Below are 18097 nucleotides of genomic sequence, written 5' to 3'. Positions count from 1 at the left end.
ACCAAGGTCTGCCCCTACGGGATCGACCGGTACGATCGCTCGGAGAAGATGCCCGCAGGCGAAAGCGCCCTTACGCTTCTTCGGGTTCCAAATCGTCCAAAGCCGGTGCGGCAGACGTTTTCGCCTTGCCACCGGAGCGCACCGTGGAGAGGGCATCGGCGAAGGGAACGGGCTTGCCGCTGACGACGCGGAAGGAGATGGCACTCGTGGGGCAGGCGTCGATGCAGTCGCCGCAGCGGGCGCAGTCGTGCAGGGGCAGCTCGCCCAAGTCGGGGTGACGCAGGTTCACGTCGAAGGTGCAGGCCGTGGCGCAGCGGCTGCAGGCCGTACCCTTGGCCGTCTCCAGGCAGCGCTCGTTGTCGATGACCGGCATGCCCGTGCGGCTGAAGCGGGAGATGAGGCTCATGAACGCCGAGATGGGGCAGAACCGGCCGCACCATTTGCGCAAGAATACCAGCTCAATGACAAGCATGGCCGGCACGAACAGAAGCGACCAATTCAAGTCGCCCGCGCCGAACAGGCTCACCAGCAAGGCCACCGCTGCGAAAGTGAGGCCCACGGGGCACACGAGGCAGAACACGGGGAACCCGAACACAGCCGTCGTCAGCAGCGCACCGCCGAGCACCGCATGGCGCGAGTCGAAAGGCGCGTTGCGCTTGGCGTGGCAGGCTCCGCAGGCGGCGCAGTCGTGAGTCGCCGACGCCTCTTTCAGCGCTGCGATCTCCTCGGCGGCGAGGGCCTGGTTCGCTTGAGAGAGGGCCTCCGCCTCCTGCTCGCGCGTTTTCACGGGCTTGAAGAACTCCTTCACTCGGCGCCACAGGGTCACGGGGCAGATCCAGCCGCAGAACAGGCGGCCCAAAAGCAGCACGAGGGCGATGGCCACCACGATGCTCAGCACCGCACGCGGGATGAGGGTCTTGGCCGCCACCATGGATAGCAGCGCGCCCACCGGGCACAGAACCGCGATGTCGTTCGCCCCGAATCCGCACCAGGTTCCCGTGGCCACGCCGGCAATAAGGCAGACGGCCAGCGCCGCAAAAGCCACAGCGGCCACCGCAGTGCGCGCATTCTTGAACTTCATGACGACCCCCTACCCTTCCAGCGGCTTCACGACAATGGCACGCTCCGAGGCGTTCATGGTGGAGCCGGCCTGGGCCGACACGCACACGGCCTCGCAGGCGCCGCAACCGTTGCACTTCTCGGCATCCACCACGGGCAGCCGCGTGTCCAGGGCATCCGCCGCATCGGCGTTCTGGTAGTAGATGGCCGCATTCTCCTCGCCACGCACCTGGATGCACACGTCGTGGCAGAAAGCGCAGAAGCTGCTGCGGTAGGCGATGCACGTTTCGGTATTCAGCACCGCCACGCCAATGACCTCGGTTTCGGGTGCGTAATCGACCGGCAGCTGCAAAGCCCCGGAAGGGCACACAGCCGCGCAGAGGGGCACGCCTCCGTTGCGCTCGGCGCAGAAATCACAGTAGCGGAAATCGTCCAGCTGACCAGGGTAGCAGTCGGAGAACTCCATGCGCGGCGTGCGCGTATTCAGCACGCCCGCATCAAGAGAGGCAGCCACGATCACCTTCTCGGGGCACGCCTCGATGCAGCGGTAGCAGTGCACGCAGCGGGACACCAGGTTCTCCTCGTCCTGTCCTCCCGGCGGTCGCACGAGCGGCTCGCTGCCCACATAGCGCAGCGCCCCCAGCCCGGCCATGGCCACGGTAGCGCCCACGCCAATACACAACGTCCGCCGCGTCAACGGATTTCCACCAGCCATGCTCATCCTCCTCTCTCGGACTTATCAACAGGAATGGGAGCGACCGATCAACCAGCCGCCCCCATTCCCGGCGCTTCTAGGAAAGCGCGCTCGTCTCCACCCAGATGGCGGGACGCACGCCAATGTTGCCGCCGAGCGTGCTCTTAAGCTCGCTTCCGTGGTCGTCGAAGCCGTCGTGCAGCTCGCCGGCCATGCGGTAGCCGTCGCCGTGCACGTAGCCGTCGTCGGTCACCACCGAGGCGTAGCCGGCGTAGTAGCCGTTGGAGCGCAGCCACCAGGCCGCCGCGCCGTCAGGCTGCTCGTCGTTGCTCGCCACGCCCACGTAGACGCCCTGCTTCACGGCATAGTCGGTGGGATGGGCCACGCGAGCCGCGTTGTTGGCGAAGTACTGTTTCGCCTCGGCCAGGCTCAGCAGGAAGACCTGGTCAGTCGTCTCTTCGGCCGCATGCACCGAAGGGTCCGCCGCCGTGGCCGCCGTATGGGACACGTTGTTCTTCGTATCGGCGAGTGTCGTGGCGGCGATGGCGCCCTTCTCATCGGCGCTGAAGGCCGCATTCAAAAACTCGCCGTTCAGCCACGTGCGAATCGAGCTCGTCGCCCATTCCACGTCCTTCTGGGGGCGCGGCGACTGCACCGACCACTGGTACGCTTCGGTCGAATCGTCATAGGGCACGGCATCCAGCACCGACTCGCTGATGAGCAGCGTCTTGCCGTTCTCCTCGGCAAGCGCAAGCCACGTGATGTCCTGACCCTGGTAGCTGCCGAAAGTGACCGTATCGAAGCTCTGCTCGTCGGCGGACTCGGCACCGGTATAGGCCAGTTGGGTGTTGTCGCCCTTGGAAGGGTCGCTCACCGGCGCGCTTTCCGTAGCGCACCCGGCGAGGCCAAGTGCGAGCGCTCCGGCGGCAAGCGCCAAGCCGGCCCGCTTGTATATTCCTCGCATGAGAACCTCCTTGTCTCATTTCTCGAAGGGCGGGGAGGCGCACGCGCACGCGGCCTCCCCGAAGCCCGCTAGTACAGCATGAACAGGGTCTCGCCCATGGCGTACATCATGATGCGCAAAGCCACGGCACACACCAAACCGGCGATGGCGACCACCGCGCCCCACACCTTCCACGCGCCCTGCTTCTTGCCCAAAAGCGCGCCGACGAGGGCGACCACCAGGGCGATGACCGCCACCACAAGGGCCGCCAGCGAGTCGCCGGTGAACAGGGACACGTTGGCCGGATTGGCTATAGCCACGTTCGGGTGCGTCGGGTCGAAGTAGTACTGGAAGGACTGGAAGGTGGCGCTCGAGGCCTCCATGGCGAACATGTAGGCCGCCGAGAGCACGGCATTCACAGCCGCGCCGATGACCGTAAGAAGGCCGATGCCCTCGATCTCGACGCCCTTCGCGGCACCGATGAAGGCCACGGTGGCCGGGCCCATGACGCAGGCCGCGCCCAGAAGCGACAGCAGCTGCAGCACCGTGTCCCAGGCGGGCAGCGACGGCATCATGTAGCTGTGGCCCATGGCCACGATGAGCACGAGCACCACCACGATGCCCACCACGGCCAGCCACTGGGGCACCGTATCATCCTCGGAGCGGCGCAGCATCAGGAAGAACAGCACCATGACCACCGCCAGAAGCACAATGGCGATGAGCTCCTGGGTGATGCCCGAGGTGATGTGCCCGAACCCGTTGAACAGGTTGAACGGGTGGGTCAGATGGAACACGACGGCGATGCCGCCCACCACGAGCACCACAGCCGAGCAGATGAGCGCCGGCAGCTGCACCGCACCGCCGCGCTTCTGCAGCGCGAGGATGCACTGGGTGCCGAAGATGCCCGCGGCCCAGGCCAGAAAGCTCGTGAAGATGACGAGCGGGATTTGAATTTCCATGGGCTACTCGACCCCCTGCCACTTGATGTTGCGCATGATGTAGAACATGCTCGGTCCGTTGCCCACGTCGGTGAGCTTGTACACCTGATCCTCGGTGAAGTCGTTCACGAAGTCGCCCAACCGCTCGCCGCGCGGGCCCTCGAAGGACTCGATACCCTGCTCGGCATCGCCGTACCAGCGGGCCATGCCGCAGCACTGGCTCACGCACTGGGGCAGCTCGCCCTGAGCCGTGCGCTGCTGGCACAGCGTGCACTTCTCCACGACGCCCTCCTCCTCGTTGAGGTAGCGCACGCCGTAGGGGCAGCTCATGACGCAGAACTGGCAGCCGATGCACTTCGACTTGTCAATCTGAATGGTGCCGTCGGGCAGCTTGTGCGACGCCTCGGTGGGACACACCGACACGCACTGGGGGTTCTCGCAGTGCTGGCACTGCACGTTCAAAAAGTAGGTTTCGACATCCGGGTACTGACCGGAGCCGCCCTCCTGGGGGGTGGGGCCCACGCGCAGGGTCTTGTTCCAGAAGTTGCCGATGGGCACGCCGTTGACCACTTTGCAGGACACGCTGCAGGCAAGGCATCCCACACACCGGTCGAGGTCGGTGCAAATAGCAAGCTGTGTCATTTCTCCCACTCCTTTCTCTTACGCGTCGAACTTGTCGGGGTGAATGCCCTCGGCGCCGATGGCCCACAGCTTCAGGCGCGGATCGGACGAGTCGTGGACGATCTCGGTGCCGTCGTTGCCGCAGGGCACGGGGTTGCCGAAGGGGCTGTTCTCGGGCGTGGCCTTGTACACCTTCACCGGATAGCCGCGCACCGTGGACGAGCCGTTGTACTTGTCCTGGGCCGTGCGGTCGACGATGCAGTTGATGCAGGACAGTTTGAAGCCCTTGTCGGCCTGGGCCAGCTCCGGGTACCACCACTGGTGCTCGCAGTTAATGGTGCCGGGCGCGATGCCGTAGTAGAGGTCCACGGTCTGGCGCACCTTGCCCCAGGGGCTCTCGATCCAGGCCCAATCGCCCTGCTCCAGACCGAGCTCGGCGGCCGTCTCAGGGTTGATCTCCATGCGGGGCACCGGCCACAGCTCGCGGCACCACGGCAGCTGGCGATGCTCGCTGTGGAAGTACACGGGGATGCGACGGCCGGTGATGCAGAGGATCGGGTACTCCTCGTAGGTTTCCGCGTCGCGCACCCGGGAGTGGATGCCCTCCACGTAGTAGGGCAGAGCCTCGGTGTGGAAGCCCGGCGTCACCTCGGGGCCGTCGGAGCCCTCAGGGAAGTGGGACTCGATGGTGGTGGCCCACAGCTCGTGCTTCATGGTCGGCGTGGGGAAGCCGGGAATGTTGATGTCCAGCTTCGTCGGCTGCTGATGCGGCGCCTTGCGGTAGGCCTGGCCGATCTCGTAGCGGCGGTAGGAGCCCCAGTCGTCCGGGAACACTTCCTTCATGTTCCAGGTGCCGTGCTCCTGGTAGGCGGCCACGAAGTCGTCCCAGGAGTCATAGGGAGCGCAGCCGCCGCCGTGCTCGGCATCGAGGGCGAGGCTCCTGCCAGCTACAACAGCCTGAACGATACGAACTACCTGGAGCAATTGGTGGAAGGCGATGCCGACATCTTGCTGGCCTATGCCGAACTGGACAAGCTCGATAATTTGGGACTTGCCTACATTCCGCTCATTCGTTCGCCCTTCGTTGCCATGGTCTCTATGGACAGCCCCCTGGCCTCTATGAAGTCGGTGACCATGGACGATCTGCGCAGCTACCGCTTCGTGAAATTCGCCGACGGCTATTCCTTGTCGGGCTGGACCAACATCGAACGCGTCTGCCAAGAGCACGGCTACACGCCCCGCACCCGGGCGGTACTCGGGCGCACCTACATGAACTACTGCGCTATTCCGCTGGGCGTGGAAGACGTCATGATCCTGCAGGCATCCATGCCCCAGCTGCGCTACCTGTCGGATTTCTCCCGCATGACGGTGCTCCCCGTAACCGACGACGATGCGGCCTTCCGGCTGTACGCCATCTACAAGAAGGACAACTACGAACGCGTGCGGCCGGCCCTGGACGCTTACACCCGCGCCCGCAAGATCATCCTCAACCATGGCAAAGGCGGCACCCTGGTCGACAGCGAGTAGCCGCGCGCAAGGGAAAGCTGCGCTCAATGGCCAAATTCCGAATGCCAGCTGCAAGTTCGAAGAGCTTGAAGCGACGTTTTGGTCAATTATCGGTCGTTAGCTGCAAACCGAAAAGGCGGCTTGCTTTGTACCAATATTCGTCGACGCACTGACCTGGGAATATTTTCCGAGCAGCCAGCCTGATTTCGTCGCTATAGCCTCCATGGTCAAAAACAGGTACCTAGCTGCCAGCTGGCAGCTACTTTTTGGCCATTTGGCGCCCCGCGGGAACAGCAAACACAAAAAAGGGGCGGCCCGAAGGTCGCCCCAATAGAAAACTCCCGAGTTCGTCCAAGGAAGTCAGTGATGCTTCGCAAGGACAGGCGAAACCAATTTACTCCTCGCCGTCTTCCATGGCCTGGTTGGAAGCCGCTTCGTCCTCGGCACTGGTGAAGCCGAAGCCGAGGGAGCTCAAGCCGCCCATGTTACCGAGCAGCGCGTCCAGCTCTTCAAGGTTGCGCTGGTAGGAGCGCGGAGGCAGCGCCTCGCCGAGCATCTCCTCGCCGTCGGTGTTGAACGTCGGGGGCTCGTCGCCGCCGATGAGGATGGTGTCGTCAGGCGAGAACACCATGTCCAAGAGCTGGCTCATGTCGTCGGAGGAAGCCGCCAGGTCGTCCTCGATGACGTGCATGAGGTCGCGGGCCGCCAAGCCCTCCTTCAGCTCCTCGATGGCCTTCACGCCGATGCCCTCGATGCGCAGCAGATCCTCCTCGGTATGACCCAGAAGGTCGGCCACGGTCTCGATGCCCGCCTCGGAGAACTTGTTCGCCCAACGCTGGGACACGCCCAGATCGTCGTAGATGTACAGGCGCGCGTCCTCGTCGGACAGGTTGTGGCCGCGATGACCCGAAAGGGCGCTGTAGTAGCCGCCGAACGAGCCCGAAGAATTGAAGCAGCCGTCGCTGTCGAGCGACCAATCCTGGGGCTGGGGCAGCAATTCCTCGATCTCGCGCAGCGCGTCCGGCGCGAAGTCGGGCAGCGCATCTCCCGTGACCTTCTCCACCGGGCGGCCCTTGTAGGTGAGACCCACGTCGCGGTAGCGACGCAGACCCGTGCCGGCGGGAATGGGCTTGCCGATGATGACGTTCTCCTTCAGGCTGGCCAAGTGATCGGTCTTGCCCTCGATGGCGGCGTCGGTGAGCACCTTGGTGGTCTCCTGGAACGACGCGGCGGACAGCCACGAATCCGTTGCCAGCGACGCCTTGGTGATGCCGAGCAGCAGCGGCTGGCCCACCGGCGGCTCCTTACCCTCGGCGATCAGCTCGTTGGCCACCTTCTCGAACTCGAAGCGGTTCACCTGACGGCCCGGCAGGAAGTCGGAGTCGCCGGCATCGAGCACGGCCACCTTGCGCAGCATCTGGCGCGCGATGACCTCGATGTGCTTGTCGTTGATATCCACGCCCTGGGACACGTACACGTCCTGGACCTGGCCCACGATGTAGCGCAGCGTCGTGTTCGGATCGGTGAGGCGCAACAGGTCGTGGGGGTTCACGGAGCCCTTGGTCAGCTGCTGGCCCACGCGCACCTCGCACCCGTCGAACACGCCCGGCAGAAGCTGGGCGCGGGCGCTCACCACGTACTCGCGGTAGTTGCCCTCCTGGTCGTGGATGGTGATGGTCTTCGACATCTTGTCGCCGGTGACCTGCATGGTGCCGGAGATTTCCGCGAGCACCGCCTGGCCCTTGGGCTTGCGGGCCTCGAACAGCTCCTGAACACGGGGCAGACCATGGGTGATGTCCTCGCCGGCAACACCGCCGGTGTGGAACGTACGCATCGTCAGCTGGGTGCCGGGCTCGCCGATGGACTGGGCGGCGATGATGCCCACCGCCGTGCCGATGTTCACCGGACGGGCCGTGGCCAGATCCCACCCGTAGCACTTCTGGCAGACGCCGTGCTCGGCATGGCAGGTCATGATCGTACGGATCGTGACCTCCTCGATGCCGGCCGCATCAAGCTCGCGCAGCTGGGCCATGGAATGCAGGTAGGTGCCGGCCTCGGCGAGGATCTCGCCGGTCTCGGGAGAGACGGCATCCTCCAGAAGGCAGCGACCGATGAGGTTCTCGTCCACCTCGTTCTTCTCGTTGCGCACACGGTAGGGCACGCCCTCGGTGGTGCCGCAGTCGATCTCGCGGATGATGACGTCCTGGGCCACGTCCACCAGACGGCGGGTCAGATAACCCGAGTCAGCGGTACGCAGCGCCGTGTCGGCCAGACCCTTGCGGGCGCCGTGGGTGGAAATGAAGTACTCCAGAACGGACAGGCCCTCGCGGAAGTTCGCCTTAATCGGACGGTCGATGATCTCGCCCTTCGGGTCGGACATCAGGCCGCGCATACCGGCGAGCTGGCGAATCTGCTTGATGTTGCCTCGGGCACCGGAGAAGGCCATCATGTAGATGGGGTTGAACTTGTCGAAGTTCTCCGCCATGGCCTCGCCGACTTCCTCGTTGGCATCGTTCCAGATGTCGACGACCTGCTTGTGGCGCTCCTCGTTGGACATGAGGCCCATCTCGTAGTCCTCGTCGATGGCGGCGACGCGCTCATCGGCCTGGGCGAGAATCGCCGGCTTGGACGGCGGGATGGTGGCGTCGTACACCGACACGGTAACACCGGCGCGGGTGGCGTAGTGGAAACCGGCGTCCTTCAGACCGTCGAGAATCGGCGGCACCTCGGACAGGTCGTAGGTGTTGGTGACGTCCTCGACCAGGCGGCTGATCTCCTTCTTGTTCATCTCGTAGTTCAGGAAGGGATAGTCCGGCGGCAGCACATCGTTGAAGATGATGCGGCCGACGCTCGTCTCGATGCGCTCGCCCTCCTTGTGATCCTCGAACACGCCGAAGGCGGTGGCCACCTTCGTGTTGTAGGGCAGACGCACCTGGATCTTGGCCTGCAGGTCCAGATCGGCGCGGGCGTCGTAGGCGTTCAGGGCATCATCGAAATCGATGAACATGCGACCCTCGCCGGGGAAGCCGTCGCGCATGGCCGTGAGGTAGTACAGGCCGATGATCATGTCCTGGGTCGGCACGGTCAGCGGATGGCCGTGGGCCGGGGACTTGATGTTGTTGGAGGACAGCATCAGCACGCGGGCCTCGGCCTGAGCCTCGGCGCCCAGCGGCACGTGCACAGCCATCTGGTCGCCGTCGAAGTCGGCGTTGAAGGCGGTGCAGACGAGCGGATGCAGCTTGATGGCCTTGCCCTCGACGAGCACCGGCTCGAAGGCCTGAATGCCCAGACGGTGCAGGGTTGGTGCGCGGTTCAGCAGCACCGGATGGTCGACGATGACCTCTTCCAGCACGTCCCACACGTAGCTGGCACCGCGATCGACGGCGCGCTTGGCGGCCTTGATGTTGGCGGCGTACTCAAGCTCGACCAGGCGCTTCATGACGAAGGGCTTGAACAGCTCCAGCGCCATCTGCTGAGGCAGGCCGCACTGGTGCAGCTTCAGCGACGGGCCGACGACGATAACGGAACGGCCGGAGTAGTCGACGCGCTTGCCGAGCAGGTTCTGGCGGAAGCGGCCCTGCTTGCCCTTCAGCATATCGGAGATGGACTTCAGCGGACGGTTGCCGGGGCCGGTCACGGGGCGACCGCGACGGCCGTTGTCGAACAGCGAGTCCACGGCCTCCTGCAGCATGCGCTTCTCGTTGTTGATGATGATCTCGGGGGCACCGAGGTCGAGCAGGCGCTTCAGGCGGTTGTTGCGGTTGATGACGCGACGGTACAGATCGTTCAGATCCGACGTGGCGAAGCGGCCGCCGTCGAGCTGCACCATGGGGCGCAGATCGGGCGGAATGACCGGGATGACGTCCAGGATCATGTCGGAAGGCTTGTTGTCCGACTTGAGGAACGCATCCACCACCTTCAGGCGCTTCACGGCCTTGGCGCGCTTCTGGCCCTTGCCCGTGGCGATGACCTCGCGCAGCTCTTCAGAGGTCGCCTCCAGATCCATGGCGTCCAGAAGGTCGCGCACCGACTCGGCGCCCATGCCGCCGGTGAAGTAGTCGCGGTAGCTCGCGCGCATCTCGCGGTAGAGGGCCTCGTCGCCGATGAGCTGCTTCGGCTCGATCTTCAGGAAGGCGTCGAACGCGTCCTGGCGCAGGGCCTTGCGCTCGTTGAACTCCTCGTAGATGTCGGCGATCTCCTCTTCCACCTCTTCGGGGGTGAGGCGCTCGTCGTCATCGAGATCGTCGACGAAGTCGTCCTCCTCCGGCACGTAGTCGGTGGACAGCTTGCGAGTGGCCTCGATGAGGCGGTCGCGCTCGGCGTCCAGCTCTTCCATGTCGGCGGCAAGCTCGTCGCGCAAGTCGTCGATGTCCTCCTCGCGGGCCTCCTTGTCCACCGAGGTGATGATGGAGCTGGCGAAGTACAGAACCTTCTCAAGCTCCTTCGGCGGAATGTCCAAAAGGTAGCCCAGACGCGACGGGGAGCCCTTGAAATACCAGATGTGGCTCACGGGCGCGGCCAGCTCGATGTGGCCCATGCGCTCGCGGCGCACCTTGGAGCGGGTGACCTCCACGCCGCAGCGCTCGCAGACGATGCCCTTGAAGCGAACGCGCTTGTACTTGCCGCAGGCGCACTCCCAGTCCTTGGTGGGACCGAAGATCTTCTCGCAGTACAGGCCGTCCTTCTCGGGCTTCAAGGTACGGTAGTTGATGGTCTCGGGCTTCTTCACCTCGCCGCGAGACCAGCTGCGCACGTCCTCGGCGGAAGCGAGCGAAATGCGCAGGGCGTCGAAGTTGTTGACGTCGAATTCCGTCATGGGGTTAGGCCTCCTCTCCGCCACCGATGAGGTCGGTGTTCAGGTCGGACTCAAGACCGCTCATCAGGTCGCCCAGCTCGGCAGCCAGGGCATCGATGGCGTTGGCCTCTTCGTCTTCGGTCTTCTTGGCATCAGCGGCGAGCGCGGCGTAAAGCGCCTGGTCGGCACTGTAGTCATCGATCTCGTCCTCGCTGATGGGTTGCATGTCGTGGCCCTCGAGCTCGACGTTCAAGCACAGGGACTTCATTTCCTTCACGAGCACCTTGAAGGACTCGGGCACCTCCGGCGCCGGGATGTTCTCGCCCTTCACGATGGCCTCGTAGCTCTTCACGCGGCCCGACGTGTCGTCGGACTTCACCGTGAGGATCTCCTGCAGCACGTTGGAGGCGCCGTAGGCGTACAGCGCCCACACCTCCATCTCGCCGAAGCGCTGGCCGCCGAACTGGGCCTTGCCGCCGAGGGGCTGTTGGGTGATGAGGCTGTAGGGGCCGGTCGAGCGGGCGTGAATCTTGTCGTCCACCATGTGACCGAGCTTCAGGATGTAGGTCTGGCCGACGGTGATGGGCTCGCGGAACTTCTCGCCGGTGCGGCCGTCGTACAGCCACGTCTTGCCGGTGCGCGTCAGCTGGGGCACCAGCTCGTCGCGGGCCATGTCGCCGTACTTCGCATGGTTCATGTTGATGAGGTTGCGGTTCGCCTTCTCGATGGCGTCCGAGACCTCTTCCTCGGTGGCGCCGTCGAACACGGGCGTGGCCACGTACATCGGGCCCTCCACGACCTCGTCGGTCTCCTCGGCGTCCGACCAGCCCCACTTGGCGGCCCAGCCGAGGTGGTTCTCGAGCAGCTGGCCGACGTTCATACGGGACGGAACGCCCAGGGGGTTCAGGATGACGTCGATCGGGGTGCCGTCGGCGAGGTAGGGCATGTCCTCGACCGGCAGCACGCGGGAGATAACGCCCTTGTTGCCGTGACGACCGGACAGCTTGTCGCCCTGCTGCACCTTGCGCTTCTGAGCGACGTAGATGCGCACGAGCTCGTTCACGCCGGGGGCCAGATCATCGCCGGCCTCACGGGAGGAGCGGTAGATGCCGATGACGCGGCCGCCGGAGCCGTGGGGCACCTTCAGCGACGTATCGCGCACCTCGCGGGCCTTCTCGCCGAAGATGGCGCGAAGCAAGCGCTCCTCGGCGGTGAGCTCGGTCTCGCCCTTCGGGGTGACCTTGCCCACCAGCACGTCTCCCGGGAACACCTCGGCGCCCACGCGGATGATGCCGTCGGCATCCAAATCGGAAATCATGTCCTCGGAGATGTTGGGGATCTCGCGGGTGATCTCCTCGGGGCCCAGCTTCGTATCGCGGGCGTCCACCTCGTACTCGGAGATGTGGATGGAGGTCAGCAAGTCCTCGGCCACGACGCGCTCGGACACGATGATAGCGTCCTCGTAGTTGTAGCCTTCCCACGGCATGTAGGCGATCATGAGGTTCTGGCCGAGCGCCAGCTCGCCGCCGTCGCAGGAGGGGCCGTCGGCCAGCACGTCGCCGGCCTGAACCTCGTCGCCCTTGCGGACGATGGGACGGTGGTTGATGCAACCGGACTGGTTGGAGCGCTGGAACTTCGGAATGAGGTACTCGTCGTACTCGCCATCGTCGTTCAGGATGATGATGGTCTGTCCGTCCACATAGTCGACCACTCCGGGGCGCTGGGCCACGAGAATCTCGCCGGAGTCCACCGCGATGCGGTGCTCGATGCCGGTGCCCACGAGCGGGGCGCTCGGACGCAGCAGCGGCACAGCCTGGCGCTGCATGTTCGAGCCCATGAGGGCGCGGTTGGCGTCGTCGTGCTCGAGGAACGGAATGAGCGAGGTAGCCACGGAGGTCATCTGGCGCGGCGACACGTCCATGTAGTTGACCGTCTCCGGCGGCACGTCCATGGCCTCGCCGAACACGCCGTTGGTGTCGGTGGTGCGGGCGAGCACGCGGGCGGACTTGTGGAAGACGCCGTCCTCGTCGGTGTAGCCGAACTCGCGGGTTTCCAGATCGAACAAGTCGTTGGCCTGGGCGATGGTGAAGTTCTCTTCCTCATCGGCGGTCAGGTAGTCGATCTCGTCGGTCACCTTGCCGTCGATCACGCGACGGTAGGGCGTCTCGATGAAGCCGTAGGGGTTGATGCGACCATAGGTGGCCAGAGAGCCGATAAGGCCGATGTTCGGGCCTTCAGGCGTCTCGATGGGGCACATGCGGCCGTAGTGGGAGGTGTGGACGTCGCGCACCTCGAAGCCGGCGCGCTCGCGGGACAGACCGCCCGGGCCCAGAGCCGACAGACGGCGCTTGTGCGTAATGCCGGCGGCGGGGTTGGACTGGTCCATGAACTGCGAGAGCTGGGAGCTTCCGAAGAACTCCTTGATGGCGGCCACGATGGGGCGGATGTTCACGAGCGACTGCGGCGTGATCTCGTCGGGCTCCTGCATGGACATGCGCTCGCGCACCACGCGCTCCATACGCGACAGGCCGATGCGGAACTGGTTCTGGATCAGCTCGCCCACGCTGCGGATGCGACGGTTGCCGAAGTGGTCGATGTCGTCGGTGACGAAGCCCTCATCGCCGTTGTGCAGACCGATGATGTAGCGCATCGTGCGGATGATGTCCTCATTGGTCAGCGTGGAGGAATCGTTCTCCTCGGGGGTGAAGCCGAGCTTCTTGTCCATCTTGTAGCGACCGACCTTGGCCAGGTCATAGCGCTGCGGGTTGAAGAACAGGCCGTCGAGCAGCGTGCGGGCGGAATCGATCGTCGGCGGCTCGCCGGGACGGAAGCGCTTGTACAGCTCGATGAGCGACTCTTCCTTGGTGGTGGCGGGGTCGCGGTCGAGCGTGCGCAGCACCATCTCGGAGGAGCCCAAAAGCTCGATGATCTCCTCGCGGGTCTCGGCCAGGCCGAGGGCGCGCACGAGCAGGGTGGCCGGCTGCTTGCGCTTGCGGTCGATGCGCACGGAGAGCAGGTCGCGCTTGTCGGTTTCGAACTCGAGCCACGCACCGCGGGAAGGGATGACCTTCGCGTTGTAGATGGTCTTGTCGGAGGTCTTGTCGCGCTCAGAGGCGAAGTACACGCCCGGGGAGCGCACGAGCTGGGAGACGACCACGCGCTCGGTGCCGTTGATGATGAAGGTGCCGCGCGGCGTCATGAGCGGGAAGTCGCCCATGAACACCTCCTGCTCCTTGATCTCGCCGGTCTCACGGTTGATGAAGCGGATCTCCACAAAGAGCGGCGCCTGGTAGGTGACGTCCTTCTCCTTGCATTCGTCCACCGTGTACTTGGGCTCGCCGAACTCGTGCTTACCGAATTCGACGCACATGTCGCCGGTGTTGTTCTCAATCGGGCACACATCGGCGAACGCCTGGGCCAAGCCCTCGTTCTTGAACCAGTCGAAGCTTTCCGTCTGGATAGCGATCAGGTTCGGGACGTCCATGACGTCGGGAATCTTCGCGAAGCTTCGGCGATCCCTGTAAAGGCTGGTGGGAGCGGATTTCTTATCCATTGCCACGAGGCTGTTCCTCCTTCACGTCCATCGCAAATCTGCAAAAAAGTTGCAATTCGCTAAAATACTACGGCGTGAAGCCCGAGTCAAGAAAAATTTTTACGAGCCATGGAAATTTTCTGGAAAATAGGGCTCGGAGCTGGGCGTTGTTGCGTTCCGTCCTCCGTAGGGGGCGACCTTGGTCGCCCCTCCTCAGGTGAGGGCGCCGCGCTTGAGGAGGGCAGACCAAGGTCTGCCCCTACGGATTGGAGCGCCACGCTCTCGCGCAACGAAAAGGGCGGACCGAAGTCCGCCCTTGTGGGATGGGGCAGAGCGTTTTCGCTCCGTCCCATTCTGCTATGAGAATGCCGTTAGTTTCCGGCGGCGCGGGCGGCCTCGTAGGCTTCCACGAGCTTCTTCGTCACGTCGGCCGGCGCCTGCTCGTAGCCTTCCAAGGTGAGCGTGTAGGAGCCGGAGCCGCGGGTCATGGAGCGCAGATCCTTGGTGTAGTTGATGACCTCGGCATAGGGCGCGCGCATCTTGATGACGGTCTCGCCGGCCGCGAAGCCCGCGTCGGTGCCCACAATGCGGCCGCGGCGCGTGGAGATGTCGCCCATGATGGTGCCGGCGTACTCCTCGCCCACGGTCACTTCCATAGTGGCCCAGGGCTCCAAGATGATGGGGCCGGCGTTCTCGCAGCAGGCGCGGAAGCCGATGCGCGCCGCGGTCTTGAAGGCCATCTCGTTGGAGTCGACGGAATGATACGAGCCGTCGAACACCGTGCACTTGATGTCCACCATGGGGTACCCCGCGAGGAAGCCCTCTTCCATGGCCTCGCGCACGCCCTTATCCACCACCGGGATGAGGCCGTTGGGAATGGCGCCGCCCTTGATCTCGTCCACGAACTCGTAGCCCTCGCCGGGGATGGGGGCCAACCTCAGCCAGCAGTCGCCGAACTGGCCGGCGCCGCCGGTCTGCTTCTTGTGACGGCCCTGGGCCTCGGCCTGCTTGGTAATGGTCTCGCGGTAGGGGATGCGCACGGGCACGAGCTTCGCCTCCACGCCGGACTGCTCCTTCAAGCGCCCGATCAGCATGTCTACCTGGGTCTCGCCCATGGCGTGGATGATGGTCTGATGCGTGTCCTCGTCGCGCGTGATGCGGATAGTGGGGTCAGCCTCGGCGGCGCGGGCTAGGAAGGTGCCGAGCTTGTCCTCCTCCTTCTTCGACACAGCCTCGATGGCCACGGGGTACAAGGGCTCGGGCAACGGCAAAGGCTCGATGGCGATGGTGCCCTCGCAGGAGAGCGTGTCGCCCGCACGCACGTCGGAAAGCTTCGGCACCACGACGATGTCGCCGGCCTTGGCGCTCTTCACGTCGACGGCCTCTTTGCCCATCATGACCTGGATCTTGCCGAGGCGCTCCTTCTTGCCGGTGCGCCCGCAGACGAGCTCCAGCCCCGGCTCCAGGTAGCCGGAGATGACCTTCAGGAAGGTGAGGCGTCCGACGAACGGGTCAGACACCGTCTTGAAGGCGAAGGCGCAGGGGGGCTTCGTCTCGTCGATGCGCACCGTCACGTCGTCGGCCATGCGGAAGCGACCGTGGCTCTTCGGGTGCGGGAAATAGGTGCAGATGTCCTCCATGAGGCCCTGAACGCCTTGCATAATAATGGTGGATCCCACGAACACCGGAATGATGAGCTCCTGAGCGATGGCTTTGTCCAGCAGCCCCTCCAGCTCCTCTTGGGTGAGCTGCTCCTCGCCCTCGAGGTACTTCATCATAAGCTCGTCGTCGGCCTCGGCCACCAGATCGCACAGCTTGTCGCGGGCGTTGCGCGCCTCCTCCTGGTACTTCGCCGGCAGGGTTTCCACCGCTTCCACGCGCTCGCCGCCGTCCTCGAAATAGCGGGCCTCCATGCGGATGATGTCGATGACACCCTGGAAGTCCTCGGCCTGGCCGATGGGGATGGTCACCGCGCCGAGGCGACCGCCGAAGCGGGCGTGCAGCAACGCCATGGCGGCGTCGAAGTTGGCGTTCTCGCGATCGATGTGGTTGATGTACACCGCGCGCGACAGGCGCATGTCCTCCGCCTCGCGCCACAGCTTCGTCGTCATAACCTGGGGGCCGTCGACGGCGTCCACCACGAACAGGGCCATTTCGGCCGCCTGCATGGTGGCCAGCGTATCACCGATGAAGTCGGGATGGCCGGAGGTGTCCAGCACGTTGATCTTGTAGTCCTTGTAGGGGATGGGGGCAATGGAGGTGGAGATGGTGAACTTGCGCTTGATCTCCTCGGGGTCGTAATCGAGGTACGACTTGCCGTCGTGGGTCGTGCCCATGCGCGGCGTCTTGCCGGAGACGAAGAGCATGGCCTCGGCCAGCGAGGTCTTGCCGGCGCCATCCTGTCCTACAAGGACGATGTTTCTGACGTGTTCGGGAGCCGGAGCTGCCATGAGCGACCACCTGCCTTCCTGATAGAGGGCGCCCGCACCCCTTGCGCGGGTCTAACCCGGGCGCGCCGCCCATCGGTCGCGCGCCTTCTCGCCAAACGCTACGCTGAATTCCCGTTGCCGCGAACACCCGCTGCCGGGGCCGCGCCAACTGACAGATCCACGACCCGCGAGCTCTTGGCGCATCGCCAGCGAGCGGTCTTTCAGCGCCGACGAACGGCGTCTTTTCCGTGGCATCCATATTAGCAGAGGGCACCGCGTCCGCTGAGTACAGCGAAAAATTCGCGAGACGAAGTTCGTGCGCTTTTTCTCAGGGGGAGCTTCTCAGGGTTTGATCCGCGAGTTGGTCCGCGAATTGGTTTGCAGGTTGATCCGCGAGCTGGCCCGCAAGCTGGACCGCAAGTTGGCCCGCGAGTTGGCCCGTGCACCCCCCAACCGCCCATGCGACGCCACCACGGTTGGCGCGAGGAACCAACCGAGACATTCTCGCGTCATTAATACGGTTCGGAGAGAGTAGCCTGTTCGAACGCGCGCAGGGCGCAGGAGCCACACGCGCCATCCCTCACCGCCGCATGGCTTCATTATCGATTGGAAAGTGACGGTCAATGTCGAAACTAATACTATGGGGCTCGAGTGCCCTCGATTTCTACCAGCACGGCGATTTCACCTCTCTCCTCACTCTGTGGCTTGATATCGCCCACCAGGAGGACATCACCCCCAACGCTGCCGCCGTTCAGTATCTGGAGGATAGGCTCCCCTGGCTGAGCAAGCCTTTTCGCATCATCGTTCCTTCACGCCAGCAAAAGCGCAATCTCAAAGATGTGCGCTGCCATGTCGCAGAGGCGTCAATTCAGCAAGATCGCTATTTTCGCATTGCGCAAGGACTCTTTGCTCCTTCCCCCGAGGTCGCCTTTCTCCAAAGCAACTGGAGTCACGACCTTGCCGAAGTGATCTTCAAAGGAAGCACCCTTTGCGGCGCCTACGGTCTAACGCCTCCTTTCGACACCGTCTTCAATCGCCCCGTTCTTACTTCATCTGAGCGCATCCAAGAAGCTCTTTTGGCCCACCGGGACATACGAGGCTGCGCCATGACGAGACGCGCCGCTCCTTGGATTCTCGATAACGCCGCCTCGCCGAGAGAGGCAGCCCTCGCTCTTCTCATGACGCTCCCCAACCATCTCGGCGGCTATCACTTCGCCCGACCGAGGCTGAATCATTCCATCGAACTCACCGGTGCCGCTCGCCCGCTTTCGCGAAAAGAGTACTATGTTGCAGATGTTTGCTGGCCCGCGCAAAGACTCATTCTCGAGTACGACAGCGACGAACGCCACCTTACGTCCGAGCAGCTGCAGGAAGACGCTGTTAAACGCATGACGCTGCAAGCCATGAACTACCGGATCATCACCGTGGGACGATTGCAGCTCAACTCAACCAGCGAAACAAGGAAAATCGCGCTCTCTGTTGCCCGCGCACTTGGCAAACCGATCCGATTCCGCATAGGCGACTTCGATGCAAAGCACAAGCATCTGCGAGAGGTCCTGGGACTCCCCTCCTGGCAATAA

At 64.1% G+C, this 18097-nt stretch carries 11 protein-coding genes; 2 read left to right on the top strand and 9 right to left on the bottom strand.

The window, feature by feature from the left end; translation table 11 throughout:
* Positions 1-70 precede the first annotated feature (70 nt).
* From NE591_RS07600 to NE591_RS07575, 6 genes are all read right to left on the bottom strand, one after another.
* Positions 71-1081 (bottom strand): 4Fe-4S binding protein, encoded by a 1011-nt coding sequence (locus NE591_RS07600; RefSeq protein ID WP_114548182.1) that lies wholly within the window; start codon positions 1079-1081, stop codon positions 71-73.
* A 9-nt stretch (positions 1082-1090) separates the two neighbouring features.
* Complete coding sequence (locus NE591_RS07595) at positions 1091-1774, bottom strand: 4Fe-4S dicluster domain-containing protein (RefSeq protein ID WP_231699563.1); 684 nt, start codon at positions 1772-1774, stop codon at positions 1091-1093.
* A 76-nt stretch (positions 1775-1850) separates the two neighbouring features.
* Positions 1851-2717: a DUF6273 domain-containing protein gene (locus NE591_RS07590; RefSeq protein ID WP_256156543.1), complete on the bottom strand. Its 867-nt coding sequence runs from the start codon at positions 2715-2717 to the stop codon at positions 1851-1853.
* Positions 2718-2785: 68 nt separating this feature from the next.
* Positions 2786-3655, bottom strand: a complete 870-nt coding sequence (locus NE591_RS07585) for a DUF4064 domain-containing protein (protein WP_256156542.1) — start codon at positions 3653-3655, stop codon at positions 2786-2788.
* 3 nt (positions 3656-3658) lie between these two features.
* Positions 3659-4276 (bottom strand): 4Fe-4S dicluster domain-containing protein, encoded by a 618-nt coding sequence (locus NE591_RS07580; RefSeq protein WP_227069760.1) that lies wholly within the window; start codon positions 4274-4276, stop codon positions 3659-3661.
* An 18-nt stretch (positions 4277-4294) separates the two neighbouring features.
* Complete coding sequence (locus NE591_RS07575) at positions 4295-5131, bottom strand: molybdopterin dinucleotide binding domain-containing protein (protein WP_227069761.1); 837 nt, start codon at positions 5129-5131, stop codon at positions 4295-4297.
* 39 nt (positions 5132-5170) lie between these two features.
* On the opposite strand from NE591_RS07575, the gene NE591_RS07570 reads away from it, so the two are divergent.
* On the top strand, positions 5171-5782 hold the full coding sequence (locus tag NE591_RS07570; RefSeq protein WP_181815481.1) for a LysR family transcriptional regulator substrate-binding protein: 612 nt from the start codon (positions 5171-5173) through the stop codon (positions 5780-5782).
* A 373-nt stretch (positions 5783-6155) separates the two neighbouring features.
* Here NE591_RS07570 and NE591_RS07565 read toward each other — a convergent pair whose 3' ends face one another.
* The 3 genes from NE591_RS07565 to NE591_RS07555 all read right to left on the bottom strand — a co-directional run bounded on the left by NE591_RS07565 (position 6156) and on the right by NE591_RS07555 (position 16538).
* Positions 6156-10577 (bottom strand): DNA-directed RNA polymerase subunit beta', encoded by a 4422-nt coding sequence (locus tag NE591_RS07565; RefSeq protein WP_256156541.1) that lies wholly within the window; start codon positions 10575-10577, stop codon positions 6156-6158.
* 4 nt (positions 10578-10581) lie between these two features.
* On the bottom strand, positions 10582-14040 hold the full coding sequence (locus tag NE591_RS07560) for a DNA-directed RNA polymerase subunit beta (RefSeq protein WP_371130577.1): 3459 nt from the start codon (positions 14038-14040) through the stop codon (positions 10582-10584).
* Between the two features lie 419 nt (positions 14041-14459).
* Positions 14460-16538 (bottom strand): translation factor GTPase family protein, encoded by a 2079-nt coding sequence (locus tag NE591_RS07555; RefSeq protein ID WP_256156540.1) that lies wholly within the window; start codon positions 16536-16538, stop codon positions 14460-14462.
* Between the two features lie 602 nt (positions 16539-17140).
* On the opposite strand from NE591_RS07555, the gene NE591_RS07550 reads away from it, so the two are divergent.
* A complete protein-coding gene (locus NE591_RS07550; RefSeq protein WP_173111624.1) occupies positions 17141-18097 on the top strand; it encodes a hypothetical protein in 957 nt (318 codons plus the stop codon).

The sequence above is a fragment of the Adlercreutzia sp. DFI.6.23 genome, from assembly GCF_024462535.1.
GTDB classification, from domain to species: domain Bacteria; phylum Actinomycetota; class Coriobacteriia; order Coriobacteriales; family Eggerthellaceae; genus Adlercreutzia; species Adlercreutzia rubneri.
The sequence above is the reverse complement of the archived record's forward strand: the minus strand, read 5'-3'. Positions and strand labels throughout refer to the sequence as shown.